This window comes from Hylemonella sp. GW821-FHT12C09 (genome assembly GCF_058807395.1).
The window spans coordinates 69,626-84,911 of sequence record NZ_JBXAQQ010000012.1 but is presented as its reverse complement, the minus strand read 5'-3'; the positions used below and the strand labels follow the sequence as shown (position 1 = coordinate 84,911).

The 15,286-nt window shown below is 64.7% G+C and carries 14 protein-coding genes; 8 read left to right on the top strand and 6 right to left on the bottom strand.

The features are described from left to right. The first annotated feature begins 42 nt into the window (after positions 1-42). Both AC1RRP_RS17570 and AC1RRP_RS17565 read left to right on the top strand, forming a co-directional pair. Positions 43-789 (top strand): ABC transporter substrate-binding protein, encoded by a 747-nt coding sequence (locus AC1RRP_RS17570; protein ID WP_493038594.1) that lies wholly within the window; start codon positions 43-45, stop codon positions 787-789. A gap of 62 nt (positions 790-851) precedes the next feature. After that, complete coding sequence (locus AC1RRP_RS17565; RefSeq protein ID WP_493038452.1) at positions 852-2,846, top strand: peptidase U32 family protein; 1,995 nt, start codon at positions 852-854, stop codon at positions 2,844-2,846. Positions 2,847-2,870: 24 nt separating this feature from the next. On the opposite strand, the gene AC1RRP_RS17560 is transcribed toward AC1RRP_RS17565, so the two are convergent. The 3 genes from AC1RRP_RS17560 to AC1RRP_RS17550 all read right to left on the bottom strand — a co-directional run bounded on the left by AC1RRP_RS17560 (position 2,871) and on the right by AC1RRP_RS17550 (position 4,712). Further along, positions 2,871-3,434 carry a hypothetical protein gene (locus AC1RRP_RS17560; RefSeq protein ID WP_493038450.1) on the bottom strand — a complete coding sequence of 188 codons (564 nt, stop codon included), beginning with the start codon at positions 3,432-3,434 and terminating at the stop codon, positions 2,871-2,873. 134 nt (positions 3,435-3,568) lie between these two features. Further along, positions 3,569-3,793 (bottom strand): DUF1161 domain-containing protein, encoded by a 225-nt coding sequence (locus AC1RRP_RS17555; protein WP_057676213.1) that lies wholly within the window; start codon positions 3,791-3,793, stop codon positions 3,569-3,571. A gap of 136 nt (positions 3,794-3,929) precedes the next feature. Beyond that, complete coding sequence (locus AC1RRP_RS17550; protein ID WP_493038448.1) at positions 3,930-4,712, bottom strand: IclR family transcriptional regulator domain-containing protein; 783 nt, start codon at positions 4,710-4,712, stop codon at positions 3,930-3,932. A gap of 129 nt (positions 4,713-4,841) precedes the next feature. On the opposite strand from AC1RRP_RS17550, the gene pobA reads away from it, so the two are divergent. From pobA to AC1RRP_RS17525, 5 genes are all read left to right on the top strand, one after another. Next, positions 4,842-6,026, top strand: a complete 1,185-nt coding sequence (pobA, locus tag AC1RRP_RS17545) for a 4-hydroxybenzoate 3-monooxygenase (protein ID WP_493038446.1) — start codon at positions 4,842-4,844, stop codon at positions 6,024-6,026. 157 nt (positions 6,027-6,183) lie between these two features. Continuing rightward, positions 6,184-7,290 (top strand): sensor histidine kinase, encoded by a 1,107-nt coding sequence (locus AC1RRP_RS17540; RefSeq protein WP_493038444.1) that lies wholly within the window; start codon positions 6,184-6,186, stop codon positions 7,288-7,290. Then, entirely contained in the window at positions 7,287-7,661 is a 375-nt protein-coding gene (locus tag AC1RRP_RS17535) for a response regulator transcription factor (RefSeq protein WP_493038442.1), read from the top strand. Before AC1RRP_RS17540 ends, AC1RRP_RS17535 begins: the two co-directional genes overlap by 4 nt. Continuing rightward, a complete protein-coding gene (locus AC1RRP_RS17530; protein ID WP_493038440.1) occupies positions 7,658-8,530 on the top strand; it encodes a phosphate/phosphite/phosphonate ABC transporter substrate-binding protein in 873 nt (290 codons plus the stop codon). Before AC1RRP_RS17535 ends, AC1RRP_RS17530 begins: the two co-directional genes overlap by 4 nt. 5 nt (positions 8,531-8,535) lie before the next feature. Further along, positions 8,536-11,100 (top strand): PAS domain S-box protein, encoded by a 2,565-nt coding sequence (locus tag AC1RRP_RS17525; RefSeq protein WP_493038592.1) that lies wholly within the window; start codon positions 8,536-8,538, stop codon positions 11,098-11,100. A gap of 83 nt (positions 11,101-11,183) precedes the next feature. Here AC1RRP_RS17525 and AC1RRP_RS17520 read toward each other — a convergent pair whose 3' ends face one another. The 3 genes from AC1RRP_RS17520 to AC1RRP_RS17510 form a co-directional block, all read right to left on the bottom strand. Beyond that, the gene (locus AC1RRP_RS17520) at positions 11,184-11,810 is read right to left on the bottom strand and encodes a response regulator (RefSeq protein ID WP_493038438.1); all 627 of its coding nucleotides are present in this window, start codon (positions 11,808-11,810) and stop codon (positions 11,184-11,186) included. Between the two features lie 63 nt (positions 11,811-11,873). Further along, positions 11,874-13,451 (bottom strand): ATP-binding protein, encoded by a 1,578-nt coding sequence (locus tag AC1RRP_RS17515; RefSeq protein ID WP_493038436.1) that lies wholly within the window; start codon positions 13,449-13,451, stop codon positions 11,874-11,876. Then, positions 13,451-14,242, bottom strand: a complete 792-nt coding sequence (locus AC1RRP_RS17510; RefSeq protein WP_493038434.1) for an HD-GYP domain-containing protein — start codon at positions 14,240-14,242, stop codon at positions 13,451-13,453. The genes AC1RRP_RS17515 and AC1RRP_RS17510 overlap by 1 nt, the downstream gene beginning before the upstream one ends. 173 nt (positions 14,243-14,415) lie before the next feature. On the opposite strand from AC1RRP_RS17510, the gene AC1RRP_RS17505 reads away from it, so the two are divergent. Beyond that, positions 14,416-15,285 (top strand): CoA transferase, encoded by an 870-nt coding sequence (locus AC1RRP_RS17505; protein ID WP_493038432.1) that lies wholly within the window; start codon positions 14,416-14,418, stop codon positions 15,283-15,285. Position 15,286: the final 1 nt, after the last annotated feature.

The window sequence follows — 15,286 nt, the reverse complement described above, 5'->3', positions numbered from 1 at the left end:
CGCGGCCTGGCCCTGGCGCTTTTTCTCATTTCATCCGTGTTCATGACCGCCTGTTCCACCATCCCCCCAGCCGCCCGCGAGGCGCTGGCCCCCCAGGGCACCCTTCGTGCTGCCATCAACTTCGGCAACCCCATCCTGGCCAGCAAGGACGCCGCCGGCCAGCCCGCAGGGGTCTCCGTCGATCTGGCGCGTGAACTGGCCAAGCGCCTGGACGTGAAGCTGGAACTGGTCACCTTCACTTCCGCCGGTGCGGTCGTGGACGCGCTCAAGGCCAACAAGGTCGACATCGCCTTCGTGGCCATCGATCCCCTGCGCGGCCAGGACGTGCTGTACAGCGCGGCCTACGTGGTCATCGAAGGCGCCTACCTGGTGCGCCAGGGCTCCGCGATCCGGCGCAACGAGGAGGTGGACCGCCCGGGCATCCGCGTGGCCGTCGGCAAGGGCAGCGCCTATGACCTGTACCTGACCCGCGAGATCAAACAGGCCACCCTGGAGCGCGCGCCGACCTCCCCCGCCGTGGTCGACTTCTTCCTCGCCCAGAACCTCGAGGTCGCCGCCGGCGTCAAGCAGCAGCTGGAGGCCGATGCCAAGCGCGTGCCAGGCCTGCGCCTGCTCGACGGTCGCTTCATGGTCATCAACCAGGCCATGGGCACGCCACGGGTGCGCGGCGAGGCCGGTGTGGCTTATCTGCGCGGCTTCGTCGAGGAGATGAAGGCCAGCGGCTTCGTGGCCCAGGCCCTGCAGCGCCACAAGATCGAAGGCGCGGCCGTCGCCCCGGCGGCGCCCTGAACCCGCAGGGGGCGCGTCCCCCTGCCTTCTGAAAGCGGGCTGCTGCTGGGATAATCGGAAGTATGTCCCTGCCCGAACATCAGCTCGAACTCCTGTCTCCGGCCCGTACCGCCGACATCGGCATCGAGGCCATCAACCATGGCGCCGACGCCATCTACATCGGCGGCCCCTCCTTCGGCGCGCGCAGTTCGGCCGACAACGCCGTGCAGGACATCGCCCGCCTGGTGCAGCACGCGCACCGCTACAACAGTCGCATCTTCGTCACGCTCAACACCATCCTGCGCGACGACGAGCTGGAGCCGGCGCGCAAGCTGGCCTGGCAGTTTTTTGACGCGGGCGTCGACGCCCTGATCATCCAGGACATGGGCCTGCTGGAGATCGACCTGCCGCCCATCCAGCTGCACGCCAGCACCCAGACCGATATCCGCACCCCCGAAAAAGCCCGTTTCCTGCAGGACGCAGGCCTGAGCCAGATCGTGCTCGCGCGCGAGCTGACGCTGCAGCAGATCCAGGCCATCCGCGCCCAGATCGACCCGGCGCGTTGCACCCTGGAGTTCTTCGTGCACGGCGCCCTGTGCGTCGCCTACAGCGGCCAGTGCTACATCAGCCACGCCCACACGGGGCGTAGCGCCAACCGCGGCGACTGCTCACAGGCCTGCCGCCTGCCCTACCAGGTGCAAGACAGCCAGGGCCGTTTCGTGGCCCACGACAAGCACGTGCTCTCGATGAAGGACAACAACCAGAGCGCCAACCTGGCCACGCTGGTGGACGCCGGCATCCGCAGCTTCAAGATCGAAGGGCGCTACAAGGACCTGGCCTACGTCAAGAACATCACCGCCCACTATCGCAAGCTCTTCGACGAGCTGCTGGAGCAGCGCCCCGAGCTGGCCCGGGCCTCCAGCGGCCGCACCACCTTCAGTTTCACGCCCGATCCGGACCAGAACTTCAACCGCGAGTTCACCGACTACTTCGTACAGGGTCGCAAGGAGGACATCGGCGCCTTCGACACCCCCAAGAACCCGGGCCGGCACCTGGGCTACGTGAGCAAGGTCGGCCCCGATTTCGTGGAACTCACGGTAAGTGAACCCGGCACCGTGCTGCACAACGGCGACGGCCTGTGTTACTACGACCTGCAGAAGGAACTGGTGGGCCTGGCCATCAACCGGGCCGAGCCGGCCGGCCCGCTGGCGGTCGACCAGTGGCGCGTCTACCCGAAAGACCCAATGGCCGGTTTCAAGGACCTGCGCAAGGGCACCGAACTCAACCGCAACCGCGACATGAACTGGGTACGGCTGATGGAAAAGAAATCCAGCGAGCGCCGCATCGGTGTCTGGGCCAAGCTGCAGGAAACCGTCACGGGCTTTGCCCTGGAGTTGATGGACGAGGACGGCCATGCGGGCCAGGCCAGCGTCGTCGCCGCCAGAGCGCCGGCCAAGAACGCCGCGCAGGCCGAGGCCACGCTACGCGAACAGCTGGGGCGCTTTGGCGCCACGCTCTTCGAACCGATCGCCATCACCCTGGACCTGGCACAAACCTGGTTCATCCCCGCCTCCACGCTCAACGCCCTGCGCCGCGACGCCGTGGCCGCGCTGGAAGCCGCGCGTGCCGCCGCCTACATGCGCCCGCCGCGTGCCAAGCCCGTGGAGCCGCCCGCGCCCTACCCTGAAGACACGCTCAGCTACCTCGCCAACGTGTTCAACGAGAAGGCGCGCGATTTCTACGCGAAGCACGGCGTCAAGGTCATCGCCGCCGCCTACGAAAGCCATGAAGAAGAAGGTGAGGTCAGCCTGATGATCACCAAGCACTGCGTGCGCTTCTCGCTCAGCCTGTGCCCCAAGCAGGCCAAGGGCGTGACCGGTGTGCAGGGCACGGTGCGCGCCGAACCGCTGACCCTGATCAACGGCAAGGAAAAACTCACGCTGCGCTTCGACTGCAAACCCTGCGAGATGCACGTGGTGGGCAAGATGAAAAAATCGGTGCTGAACCAGGCCGCACGCGAGGCCGGGGTCGTGCCCCTGAAGTTCTACCGCACGCGTCCGGCGATGGCGCTGGACTGAGCCCAGGCAAACCACGGCCTCATCTCAGGGCCCGCGCTGCGATCCGGGGCCATCCAGCGGCGCCATATCGGTCTGGTACTCCCAGTCGCCCACATGCAGCACGGGCAATTCGCTGCCCTGCCGGATGGCCTCCATCAGGGCCTGTTTTTCCTCTTCCGACACCAGTTGGTAATACCGATGCGCCGGCGCGGCAGTGGACATGGCCATCGATCGGGAGGATCCCGAGGCGTCGCCGGTACGCCAGTAGATGGCCTCGAGCAGCAGGCCGAAGCGCTCATAGGCGCACTTGCGGATCCAGCGTTCGGTCTCGGGATCATCCCAAGCGCGCCCGGCACGTCGAGGCTGGAAATGCCGGCCGACATCGATCATGGCGACGAAGCGGTGATGGCGCGCGTCCAGCGGCATGGTGCGCAGGCGGTACATGCCAGCGGACACCTCCAGCGCCAGCAGGCTCTCCCGTATGACCCGGTCCAGCAGTTCACGCCGGAAAGCCTTGCGCTCCTCCAGGTTCATGCGATGCGGCAGCATGGAATGGTGGCTGATGGTCTCCGGGCTGGCGCCCCTGTGCTTGTGAAAGAGGGAAAACATGGTCCGCGCCATTCTGCAACGCCATGCGCAGCGCCGGTATCGACTTGGTGTGGATTTGTAAGCAGCAAATCCGTCCGGCAAAAAAAATCGCCGCCATCGGCCTGGCGGCGATCGGATGTCGAAGCGACGGCAGCTCAGTTGCGCACGTAGACGATCTTCTTGCTGCCACCCTCGCAGCTGCCCACCACCTTGCGGTCGCCGACCTGATCGGTGGCCACGATCTCCAGCGTGTAGTTCTTGACGCCGTTGGCGTCCATCTTGGCAGCAATTTCGGCCTTCAGTTCGTCGCAGGGCTTGAGCTGGGCCCAGGCGCTGGGCAAGACAAAGGCCAGGGCAATGACGAGGGACAGACGTTTCATGGGGACTCCTTGTGTGTGATTTAAATCAGGCCAGCAGAATACCTTTTCCAATTTATACCGCAAGCCCGGCGCGCCAGCGCCGCCGGATGCGGATTGTTGCAATTGCACACAGTTCATGGCGCCCGTTCACGGGCTCTCAGAGCAGCGGGCGCACTTCCCGCGCCGCTTCCCAGAGCATGGGCAGCAGTTCGCGCTGCAGGGTGGCTCCGGACATTCGCGCCGTCGAAGCCACCACATTGAGGGCCGCCACGGTGCGGCCCTGCAGGTTGCGCAGCGGCACGGCCAGGGCATGCACGCCCAGTTCATGCTCCTCGCTGCTCAGGCAAAAATCGTCGCGCCGCACCTGCTCGATCAGGGCACGGAACTGTCGCGCCTCGGTCACGGTGTGCAGGGTCAGGCGTTCCAGCAGGCGCCCCTTCATCCAGGCCTGGAACTCCGCACGCGGCAAGGCCGCCAGCAGCACGCGCCCGGTCGAGGTGGCATGGGCGGGCAGACGCGCGCCGAGGTGCAGGCCATAGGCCATGAGCTGCGGCAGGCCATCGGCGGCGCTGCGCCGCACATCGCTGCTGCGCGCCACGATCACCACCTCGTCGCCGTTGGACACCACGGCCGAATAGGCCTGGCCGGTCTGCGCCGCCAGTCGCTCCAGCGCGGGCTGGAACACGCGCGGCAGGCGCGAGGACGCCAGGTAGCTGCCGGAAAAACGCAGCACCTTGCTGGAGAGCCAGAAATAGCTGCCATCGGTCTCCAGATAGCCCAGATGGGTCAGGGTCAGCAGATGCCGGCGCGCCGCGGCCCGTGTGATGCCGGCGCGCTGCGCGGCCAGCGTGGCGTTGAGGCGCTGGCGCTCGGTGTCGAAGCTCTCCAGCACCGCCATGCCCTTGGCCATGCCTTCAATCAGGTCGGATCTGGCAATCATGGGAATTCCATCGTTTGCGCGATGATCGCACATTTATGGCGATCATCGCGCATTGACGGACATCAAGGGATGCATTTCCGAGCACTCCTGCCTATCCTCGGACATCGTCTTTTCGCACAGGAGCACCTCATGCGTACCCAGGTTGCCATCATCGGCGCCGGCCCCTCGGGCCTGCTGCTTGGCCAGTTGCTGCACAAGGCCGGCATCGCCGCCATCGTCCTCGAGCGCCAGACCGGCGACTACGTGCTCACGCGCATCCGCGCCGGCATCCTGGAGCAGGTCTGCATCGACCTGATGGACGAAGCCGGTGTCGGCGCGCGCATGCACAAGGAAGGCCTGGTGCACGGCGGCTTCGACATGCTGTTCAAGGGCGAGCGCCACCGCATCGACATGAACAAGCTGACCGGCGGCAAGAACGTCATGGTCTACGGCCAGACCGAATTGACCAAGGACCTGATGGACGCGCGCGCCGCCGCCGGCCTGACCACGGTGTACGAGGCCGCCAACGTGCAGGTGCACGACTTCGACAGCAAGAACCCGCGCGTCACCTACGAAAAGGACGGCAAGACGCACGAGATCCAGTGCGACTTCATCGCCGGCTGCGACGGCTTCCACGGCGTGTGCCGCGCCAGCGCACCGCGCAGCGCCATCCGCGAGTATGAAAAGGTCTACCCCTTCGGCTGGCTGGGCCTGCTGTCGGACACGCCGCCCGTGCACGAGGAACTGATCTATGCGAACAGCCCGCGCGGTTTCGCGCTGTGCTCCATGCGCAGCGAGACCCGCAGCCGCTACTACCTGCAGGTGCCGCTGACCGACAAGGTCGAGGAATGGTCTGATGAAGCCTTCTGGCAGGAGCTGCGCCTGCGCCTGGACCCCGAGGCCCGCGACAAGCTGGTCACCGGCCCCAGCATCGAGAAGAGCATCGCCCCGCTGCGCAGCTTCGTGACCGAGCCGCTGCGCTTTGGCCGCATGTTCCTGGCCGGTGACGCCGGCCACATCGTTCCGCCCACGGGCGCCAAGGGCCTGAACCTGGCGGCCACGGACGTCAAATACCTGTTCAATGGTCTGGTCGAGTACTACCAGGACAAGTCCGAAGCCGGCATCGACCGCTACTCCGAACTGGCCCTCAAGCGCATCTGGCGTGCCGAGCGCTTCTCCTGGTGGTTCACCAGCCTGATGCACCGCTTCCCGAACGAGGGCGAGATCGCCCAGAAGTTCCAGGAAGCCGAGCTCGACTACCTGATCCACAGCGAAGCGGGTTCGCGCAGCATCGCCGAGAACTACGTGGGCCTGCCGCTGGACTTCGGCCGCTGACCTCAGCAACCCCCTGCAGCCCCGCTTCGGCGGGGCTTTTTTTTGCCTGGGGCCCCATTCCCCCTCATTTCAGTGTTGTTTTATCTTCCATTTTGCTTAATACAATAAATTTGATATATTTGATAAAACCTTAGCGGGAATCGCTTCCCTCACTACCATGGCCGTCAACTTCCACCAACCCTCGGTCTACGCCCTCTTCGATGCCATGCCGGCACCCCTGCTGACCTTCGCGGTCAGCGGACTGGTGACCTACGCCAACCCGGCGGCGAAACAGCATCCAGGGCGGCCAGTGGACACCATGAGCGGCAACCCCGTCATCAAATCCCTGGTCGCTGCTGCCACCCTGGGCAAGGTCAAGCTGCCCTACACCGCCAAGATCGAGCTGGCCGACGGGCACAGGATCGAAGGCAGTTTCATGTCAGGGCCTGCGGGTCTGGACATCGCCTTCGTGGGCATGTCCGACACCGTCGGCGCCGCAAGCATCGGCCCCGCCCCCGGCCACATGAAGCTGCAGCACATCATGGAACTGCTGCGTGACGAACTGACGCCCCCCATGCACCTGCTGCAGCGCCAGCTGCTGACCCTGCCATCGGGCAGCGGCACCACCGGTGTCGAACTGGCGGTCCAGGCGATGGGACAGCGTCTCATGCGCCTGGCCGACCTGATCGAGGTCTTCGGCAACGAGGTCCTCGATCTCAACGACCGCATCGAACCGGTGGCGCTGATGCGCGAACTCTGCAAGGAACTGGGCGACCGCGCCGACAGGATGGGCGTACGGCTCGAAATCATCGAACCCAAGCAGACACTGCCGCCCATCTACGGGAACCGCAAGCTGCTGACACGCGCTTTCCACGAATGCCTGGAAAACGCCCTGATCCACTCGCGCAAGGAAATCAGCAGCGGACAGGAACTGGCCGTGGAAATCAGGTTCACCCTGTCGGGCGAACATGTCCTGTTGAGCGTGCGCAACCGCGGGGTCAGCCAGCTCAAGGTTGGCGGCCAGGATGAACTGCGGCCCTTCGTGACCCCCGGCAACGCTGAAGCCGTCCCCCGGCTCGGGCTGCCGCTGCTTCAGCGTATCGTCAGCCTGCACGGCGGACAGCTCCGCCTGGGCAGCGTGGACGATGACACGGTACAGGTCCTGATGGAATTTCCGACCGGTGCGCCCATGCGCGGCCAGTCCAACCTCGATATCACCCAGGCCCAGCGATATGCGAAGGATCTGGCCGAATTGATGTCGCGTCGCAAGAAGGAGAAAGCATGAAACGCAACGCCCTGATCGTGGATGACCAGCCGGACATCCGCAAACTCATCCTCATGACCATGGAATCGGAGGACTTCCAGCTGCACGAAGCAGACAACGGCGTGGACGCCTTGCGACTGGCCCAGAACCTGCGCCCGGCCGTGGTCCTGCTGGACGTGATGATGCCCGGCGGGCTCGATGGCTACCAGGTCTGTGAAAAGATCAAGTCCGATGAAGTGCTCAAGCACGCCACCAAGGTGATCCTGCTGACCGCGCGCGGGCAGCGCACGGACATCGAGCGGGGCCAGGCCGCCGGCTGCGACGCCTACCTGGTCAAGCCCTTCAGCCCGATCGAACTGCTCGACACCGTGGACCGGTTGGTGCCGCGATGAGCAAACCAGCGCCCCCTGTTTGCGCCGAGCGGAGGTCACTGATCGCCGCCCTGGGGTTGGCGGCAGTTCCTCTGACACTGCCGCGCCTAGCGCGCGCGGGCGACGCACTCCAGAAGGGCGCGCGGTTGCGGCTGGCAGTGGTACCACAGCTCACGCCGGTCGAGATGTACCGCAACTGGCAGCCGCTGGTTGAAGCCCTTGAACAGGCGGGACTGCCTTGCGAGCTCATCATCCACCCATCGATTGCGATGTTCGAACGGGAGTTCGAACAAGGTATGGCCGATGTCGTCTTCCTGAATCCCTACCACATGGTCATGGCCAATCGCGCGCACGGCTACCTGCCACTGTTGCGCGACGAGCGCGCACTCGAAGGCTTGCTGCTGGTCCTGCGTGACAGTCCGGTGCAGCGCATCGAGGAACTGCAGGGGCAGCGCATCTCCTTTCCGGCACCCAATGCGCTGGGCGCCAGCCTCTATATCCGCGCCATGCTGGCCCGCAAGGGCGTGGCTTTCAATGCGCATTACGCCTCCAATCACCGCAACGCCATTCGCCAGGTCCTGTCGGGCGACTCGGCGTCCGCCGGCGTGGTGCGCACGACCTACGAGATGGAGCCCCCCGAAGTGAGCCAGGCGATGCGGATCCTTTATGCGACGCCCGCCATTGCGCCACATCCGCTCGCTGCGCATCCGCGCGTGCCAATGGCGATCCGGCAGGCACTGACCACGACCCTGCTGGCTTTCGCACGCGAACCGCAACGCCTGCCGATGTTGACAGCGATACAGATGCCCAAACCCATGACGGCCGACTACGCGCGGGACTATGCACCACTGAGCCACCTGGGACTGGAAAAGTACATCATCAAGCAGTGAACGCCATGCAGCGCGCCTCCAGTCTGTTCAAAGCCTTGCAGCCCCCCTATAGCCTGCGCACGGTCCTGATGCTGGCTTTGACGGCTCTGGCGCTGTTCATGGTGGCCGTCAACGGTCTGGTGTCCTACCAGCGGATCGATCGCGAAACTCTGGAGAAGGCCCGGCAACAGGCCGACTCGCTGGCCCAGCTGGTCGCCTCCGCCAACACCGAGGCCATGATCCTCAACGACATCGGCGCCATCGAATCCAGTCTGCTTCAGGTGACCCGACTGCCTGGCGTGAGCAGCATCGCCGTGATCCGCTCCGACGGACGCCGCCTGGCCGAGGTGCGCCGTGAAGGCGGGCAGTTCCGCAGCAGCGTCGGCGGCACGGAGGCGTTGCCGGCGCCGGCTGCCGACGGCTCGATTCCGGCGCGGATCCTGGCCGAGGACTACCAGGCTTGGGCCAACATCGGTGTGGCGCAGCGCACACCGCTCGGCTGGGTCCGGGTCGATTACAGCCTGTCGCAGCGCCGGCTCGAACAGGAGCAGCTGTGGCAGGGCGCCGCCTACACCCTGTTGGCGACCATCGCCGCCATCCTGACCATCCTGCCGCTCATACTGAACTGGGCCTTGCGCCCGCTGCAGCAGCTTGCCACCATCGCCGGCAGCCTTTCCAGCCAGATCGGTCGCCAGGTGGTCATCGATTCAAGCAGCCTGGAAGCCAATACCCTGGCACAGGCGCTCAACAAGGCCAGCCATGACGTGGCGGAGGAAGTTGCGCGCACCCAGGTGATCGTCAACACAGCGGCCGTGGCAATCATCAGCCTCGATGTCCGCGGCCACGTGATTTCAGCCAATCCGGCCACGACCAGCATCTTCGGCGTGCAGGAAGGTGATCTGCTTGGCCAGTCGCTGGAGCAGTGCATACCGGGCCTGGGCAGCGGCACTCTGCATGAGCTGTTCGGCGAGCTGGAGAACACAGCCGGTCGTGTCTACCGCATCGTGCGTCAAGACTTTTTCGGCATTCGCCTGGGCGGTACCTTCTTCCCGATCGAAGTCACGCTGGGGCAGACCCCCCAGGGCAGTGCTCTTCACTACGTCTGTATCGTGCGCGACATCACCGACGAGCGCGCCGCCCTGGAGACCTCGGAGCTATATGAGCGCGCGCTGGCGAGCAGCCACAACGGCGTGTTCATCACCAACGCCAAGGTCGCAAGCCAGCCCATCATCTTCATCAACGAAGCCTTCCAGAAGATCACTGGTCTGGGCCCGCACCAGGTGCTGGGCCGCAGCATGGACCTGCTGCGCAACGACCAACGCAGCGAACCCGGGCTCAGGGAGCTCCAGCTGGCGGTCCTGGAGCAGAGAAATACCAGCATCACCTTGCTGCACGAACTCCCCAATGGGCGCCAGCTCAACGCCGAGGTTTCTCTTTCACCGGTGCGTTCAGCTGAAGGAATCTTGACCAATTTCGTCGGCATCGTGTCCGATGTCACCTCCCGCGTGCGAGCGGAGCAGGCCATCGCCGAGCGCAGCGCACAACTCGATGCCATCTTCAGCCTCAGCCCGGACGGTTTCGTGCTGTTTGACGCCAATGGGGAAATGTTGTTCGCCAACCCGGCCTTCGAGCGCATGACCTGCCTGCCATGGAAGCAGGACGGACGACAAATGACGCTGGCGGAACTGGAAACCAGCCTTGCCGAACTGTGCCATCCTGATCACCCACTGCCCGCCCTGGATGGCCAAGACGATGAATTGACACCGTGGCAGGCCCGTCTCGTGCTGACCCGCCCGCAGCATCGTGTGGTTCAGGCGCAGTCCCGTCGCAACATCGCCGGCCGCGGAGAAACCATCTTGTACTTTCGTGACGTGACGCATGAGGACGAGGTCGACCGCATGAAGAGCGAGTTCCTGGCCTCGGCGGCGCACGAGCTGCGCACGCCCATGGTCAGCATCTTCGGTTTTACCGAGCTGCTGCTCAAGCGCCGGTTCACCGACGAACGACGCGCCGACATGCTGGCGACCATCCATCGCCAGTCGGGCCTGCTGGTCAAGATGATCAACGAGCTGCTGGATCTTGCGCGCATCGAATCGCGCCGCGGGCTGGACCTGCACATCGGCGAACATCCGCTCAGCGAACTCGTGCTCAACAGCGTCAAGGGCCTGATGCGCAAGGACAACGAGCGCCAGGTCAGCATCCACCACATTCCTGACGTACCGGTCTTGATCGATCCGGAGAAGATGCAACTGGCCCTCAGCAATCTGCTGAGCAACGCCTTCAAGTACTCCCCCCAGGGCGGCGAGGTAGCCCTTTCGGCGCGAGTCACGGTGCAGAACGACCGGGAGTACGCCGTGCTGGAAGTGAGTGACCGGGGCATCGGCATGACGCCCGAGCAGCTGGCGCGCGCCTTCGAGCGGTTCTACCGTGCCGACACCACAGGCAACATCCCGGGCACCGGCCTGGGGCTGAGTCTGGTGAAGGAAGTGGCCGAACTGCACCACGGCCACGTTGAACTCGAAAGTGAAGCCGGCCGCGGCACTCAGGCGCGCCTGTACATCGCGATGCCTTCGGGTACCACCGTCATCTGAAGGGGCGGCCGCTGCGGCCGTTGCAAGACCCCGCGCCCCGCCACGCCACGCCCGGGCGCAGTACACGGCCAAGGGCGCCGGTCTCAGGCCGATGCCGCCTGCTTGCGAAAATCCCGGGCCATGGCCTGGATTTCCTGGAAGGGCACGGGCTTCTGAAACACGGTCACGCCCTCGGGCAGGCCGCCGCGATCCTTGATGTCGCCCTTGCTCAGGGCGGTGACCACGATGACGTTCAGATCGTCAAAACCGGAGCCCGGCTTCTTGAGCGAGCGCACCATCTGGAAACCATCCATGCCCGGCATGTTGAGGTCAGTCACCACCATGTCGGGGCGAATCTGGCCGATGCGCACCAGCCCTTCGAAACCGTTGACCGCCGTCGTCAGCTCGACCGGGAAATCCCAGCCCTGGACCATCAGGGAAAACAGGCGCAGGAGATCGGGATCGTCCTCCACCAGCAGCAGCCTGAGCGCCCGTCCGGCATCATGGTCACCGTCGTTCTTCAGCGACGGCGGCTGAGCGATCACCTGCGCGCGCTCAGCCAGGAGCCGGTCCACGGCACTGCGTGCGATGCGCCGATGCCCGCCGGCGGTTCGCCACGCAGGCAGCACACCGGACTCCACCCACAACTGCACGGTGCGCACGGCCACGCCCAGCACCTCACCGGCCTCGCGCGTGGTCATCAGTTCGTCGTTGCTGGAGATTTTTCTCATTTATGGCATTTTTAATTTTTCCGGCATTGACGGCATTCTAGCCAGCGGCGCCGGAAAAACCACTCAGGCGGCCATCCCCGGATCCTGAAGATCGGAGGGACGCGACAGCACGAAATCGGCGGTGAGCGGGAACCACAGCGTCACCGCGGTCCCCTGCTGGGGCATGCTTTCGATCTGCACACGCCCCTCCTGCAGCTCGGTGATCTCCTTCACCAGGCTCATGCCCAGGCCGGTGCCAGGTATGGCACCGGAGGGGTCGGCCCGCCAGAAACGCTCGAAGACCCGGGCCAGCTGTTCGGTCGTCATGCCCATGCCCTGGTCCGTCACGCGGATCCCGACAAAGCGATCGCTTCCCTCTTCCTTGAGCACGGTTTCCAGCGTGATGTCCCCGCCATGGGGCGAATACTTGAAGGCGTTGGAAAGCACGTTGAGCAAGGCCTGCTGCGTCTTTTCTGGATCGACCATGATGGCCTCGGCCCCATGCGGCATGTGCAGCTTGACCTGACGCTTGTCATGCTTGATCAGCAGGCCCTTGATGGTCTGGTCGATGATGGTGCCGACCCGGCAGTACTGCCGGTGGAAGTCCTTGCCCTGGCGCGATTCGATACGCGAAAGATCGAGCAACTCGTTGATGAGGTTGATCAGCAACCGGGACTGGCGATGGATGGTGCCCAGCAGTTCCTGCAACTGCTCGGGCGCCATCTTGCGCGTCATCATCAGCTCGGCAAAACCGAAGATGCTGGCCAGCGGGGTACGCAGTTCGTGGGCGGCCGTGGAGAGGAATTCGCTCTTCATGCGGTCGACCTCAGTCTCGCTGGTGATGTCGCGGAAATAGAGCACGATGTCGCGCCTGCTGGTCAGCGTCAGGCTCATCAGCAGGGTCACGCGGCGCGGTGAGACCAGATGGAGGGTCCGCGTGTGCTTGACCGCGGCGGCCTGCCCCTGGCTCTCCAGCACGGCATCGAGCAGCGCAGAGATCGGCTGGCGCCGCGACTCCTCGGGTGCCAGCAACTCGCCCAGGTGTTTTTCGAAAGCATCCAGCGTCAGACCGGCGATCCGGCTTTCGTCGATGCCGAACATCTCGCACAGCGTGCGGTTGACATGCTCGACGTTGCCGCTCGGGCCCGCATGGAGCACCCCGCTATCGCCCAGCTCGACAATCGCGCGCAGCTGCTCGATCTGCACGCGCAGCTCCATCATGTCCGGGTGCTGGCCGCTGCTGCTGCGCAGCACTTCGGCCACGGAGTCGTACAACGCATAGTCCTTGAGCCCCAGGCCCAGCTGGCGCATCTTGTCGAAACTCGCCGCGGCCGCTGTCACAAGGAACATGAGCCCGTTGTCGCCTAGCGGCTCCACCGTTCCGCGCAACACCACGGCGGAATTCGCGCGACTCCTGAAGATCACCAGGTCGCCGGCGCTGGCGATCCAGTTCTTCAGGGTCCCGATGCCGGCCGGCTGATTGACCAGAAAATGCTGGGCGAAGGGATCGCCGACGAGCAGGTCAGGCAGCAGTTTTCGCAGGCTCGGCCCCACGGCCTGCACCAGCAGGCCAGGGTCAAGCTGAAGGTGAAACGGAAAAATCCTGTCCAGCTGGTCTGCATCCAGCGTCAAGCTACCGGCCGGTACAGCGGGTTCGTGCATCACAGGCCCATGTCCGACGCCAGCAGGCCGGCATCCGCGCGCAACAAGGCGCCATGCTCCCGATCAGCCGCATTGATGTCGTCCCGCAGGTGGATGAACTTGTCGACGTTGTTGATGAAGATATCCAGCATTTCGGGGTCGAATTTTTTCGCCCGCTGGACGTTCATCATGTTCAATGCCTGTTCGTCGCTGAAGGCCTTGCGGTAAACACGGTCCATGGTCAGGGCATCGAAGAAGTCGATCAGGGCCACCACCCGTCCTGACCACGGGATCTGCATACCGCGCAACTGATTCGGGTAACCGCTGCCGTCCCAGCACTCGTGGTGCGTCAGCGCGACATCGGCCGCCATCTGGAACAGCGGAATATCCGATTGCCCCAGGATCTCCGCACCGGCAACGGTATGTCCGTTCATGATGCCCCGCTCTTCGGGGGTGTAGCCGCCGGGCTTCTTGAGCACGGCGTCCGGGATGGCAATCTTGCCGATGTCATGCATGGGCGCAGCCACACGGATCATGTGCGCCTCGCTTTCGGCGCGGCCTATCAGCTGTGCCAGCAACTGGGACAGGGCCCCGACACGGTCCATGTGCACGCCAGTATCGTCGTCCCGGTATTCAGCGGCGCGGCTCAGCAGCGTAAGCGCATTGAGGTGCGCCTGCTCGATCTGCTTGAGCACGTCATCCCTGTCGCGCACCAGCTTCTTGAGGTCCGCCGTGTAGCGTCCCAGCTGCGCGAGCGCGGCATTCGAATCGGCAAAAGCCAGGCTGCCATAGGCTCTGGCGTATTGCTCCATCGATGTACCTGCCACAGAATCCGTCACTGACATTCGTACGCCTCGGTTCGTCTTGCGCCCCACTACCCCTGGCCAGCCTCAGGCCGGGCCTGAGCTGATGGGGCTACCTGTTAGCCTGAGATTAGTATTTTATCTATATTTATCATATTTTGCATTAAACAAGGGTTTCAAAAATGAAGATGCTCAAAGGGGTCAAAGTCCTGAGCCTGGCGCTCAATCTGCCGGGGCCGGCCGCCTTGAGCCGCTTGCGAAATATGGGGGCACATTGCGTCAAGGTCGAACCGCCGGCCGCCACCCCAGCAGGCTCGGCCGACCCCATGAAAAGCTATGCGTTTGCAGCCTATGAGGCGCTGCATGAGGGCATCCGGATCGTCGTGGCGGACCTGAAGACGGACAAGGGCCGGCGCAAGCTGGCGCAGGAACTGGCGCGCACCGACGTGCTGCTCACCTCGTTCCGGCCGGCCGCCCTGAAAAAGCTCGGCCTGGACTGGAAGAGCCTGTCTCGACAGTATCCCGCGCTCAACATGGTCAGCATCGTCGGCTGGCCGGGCGCCCGGGCCGACATCCCGGGCCATGACCTGACCTATATGGCCGAAAACGACCTGCTCAACGGGCTGGAACTGCCCCCTACCCTGTTCGCCGACATGGCCGGTGCCCTGCTGGCCAGCGAGGCGGTGCTGCAAGCCCTGCTGCAACGCCAGGCACAAGGTCAGGGCACACGGCATGAGGTCGCCCTGGCGCAGGCCGCGGCCTGGCTGGCGCAGCCGCGCCGCTGGGGGCTCACCACGCCCAAAGGCGCGGTGGGCGGCGCCCATGCCGGCTACCGCGTCTACGCTTGCAAGGATGGCCGTGTGGCGGTGGCGGCCCTGGAGCCGCATTTCGCCCAGGCCCTGTGCACGGCAGCCGGACTGAAAACGTCCGACATGCTTGCACCGGCCACCCGCAAGACACTGGAAAGCTGGTTTGCGCAGCAGACGCGCCGCACGCTGGACGCCTTGGCGCAGCGGCTGGACCTGCCGCTGCACACCCTCGCCACAACCTGAA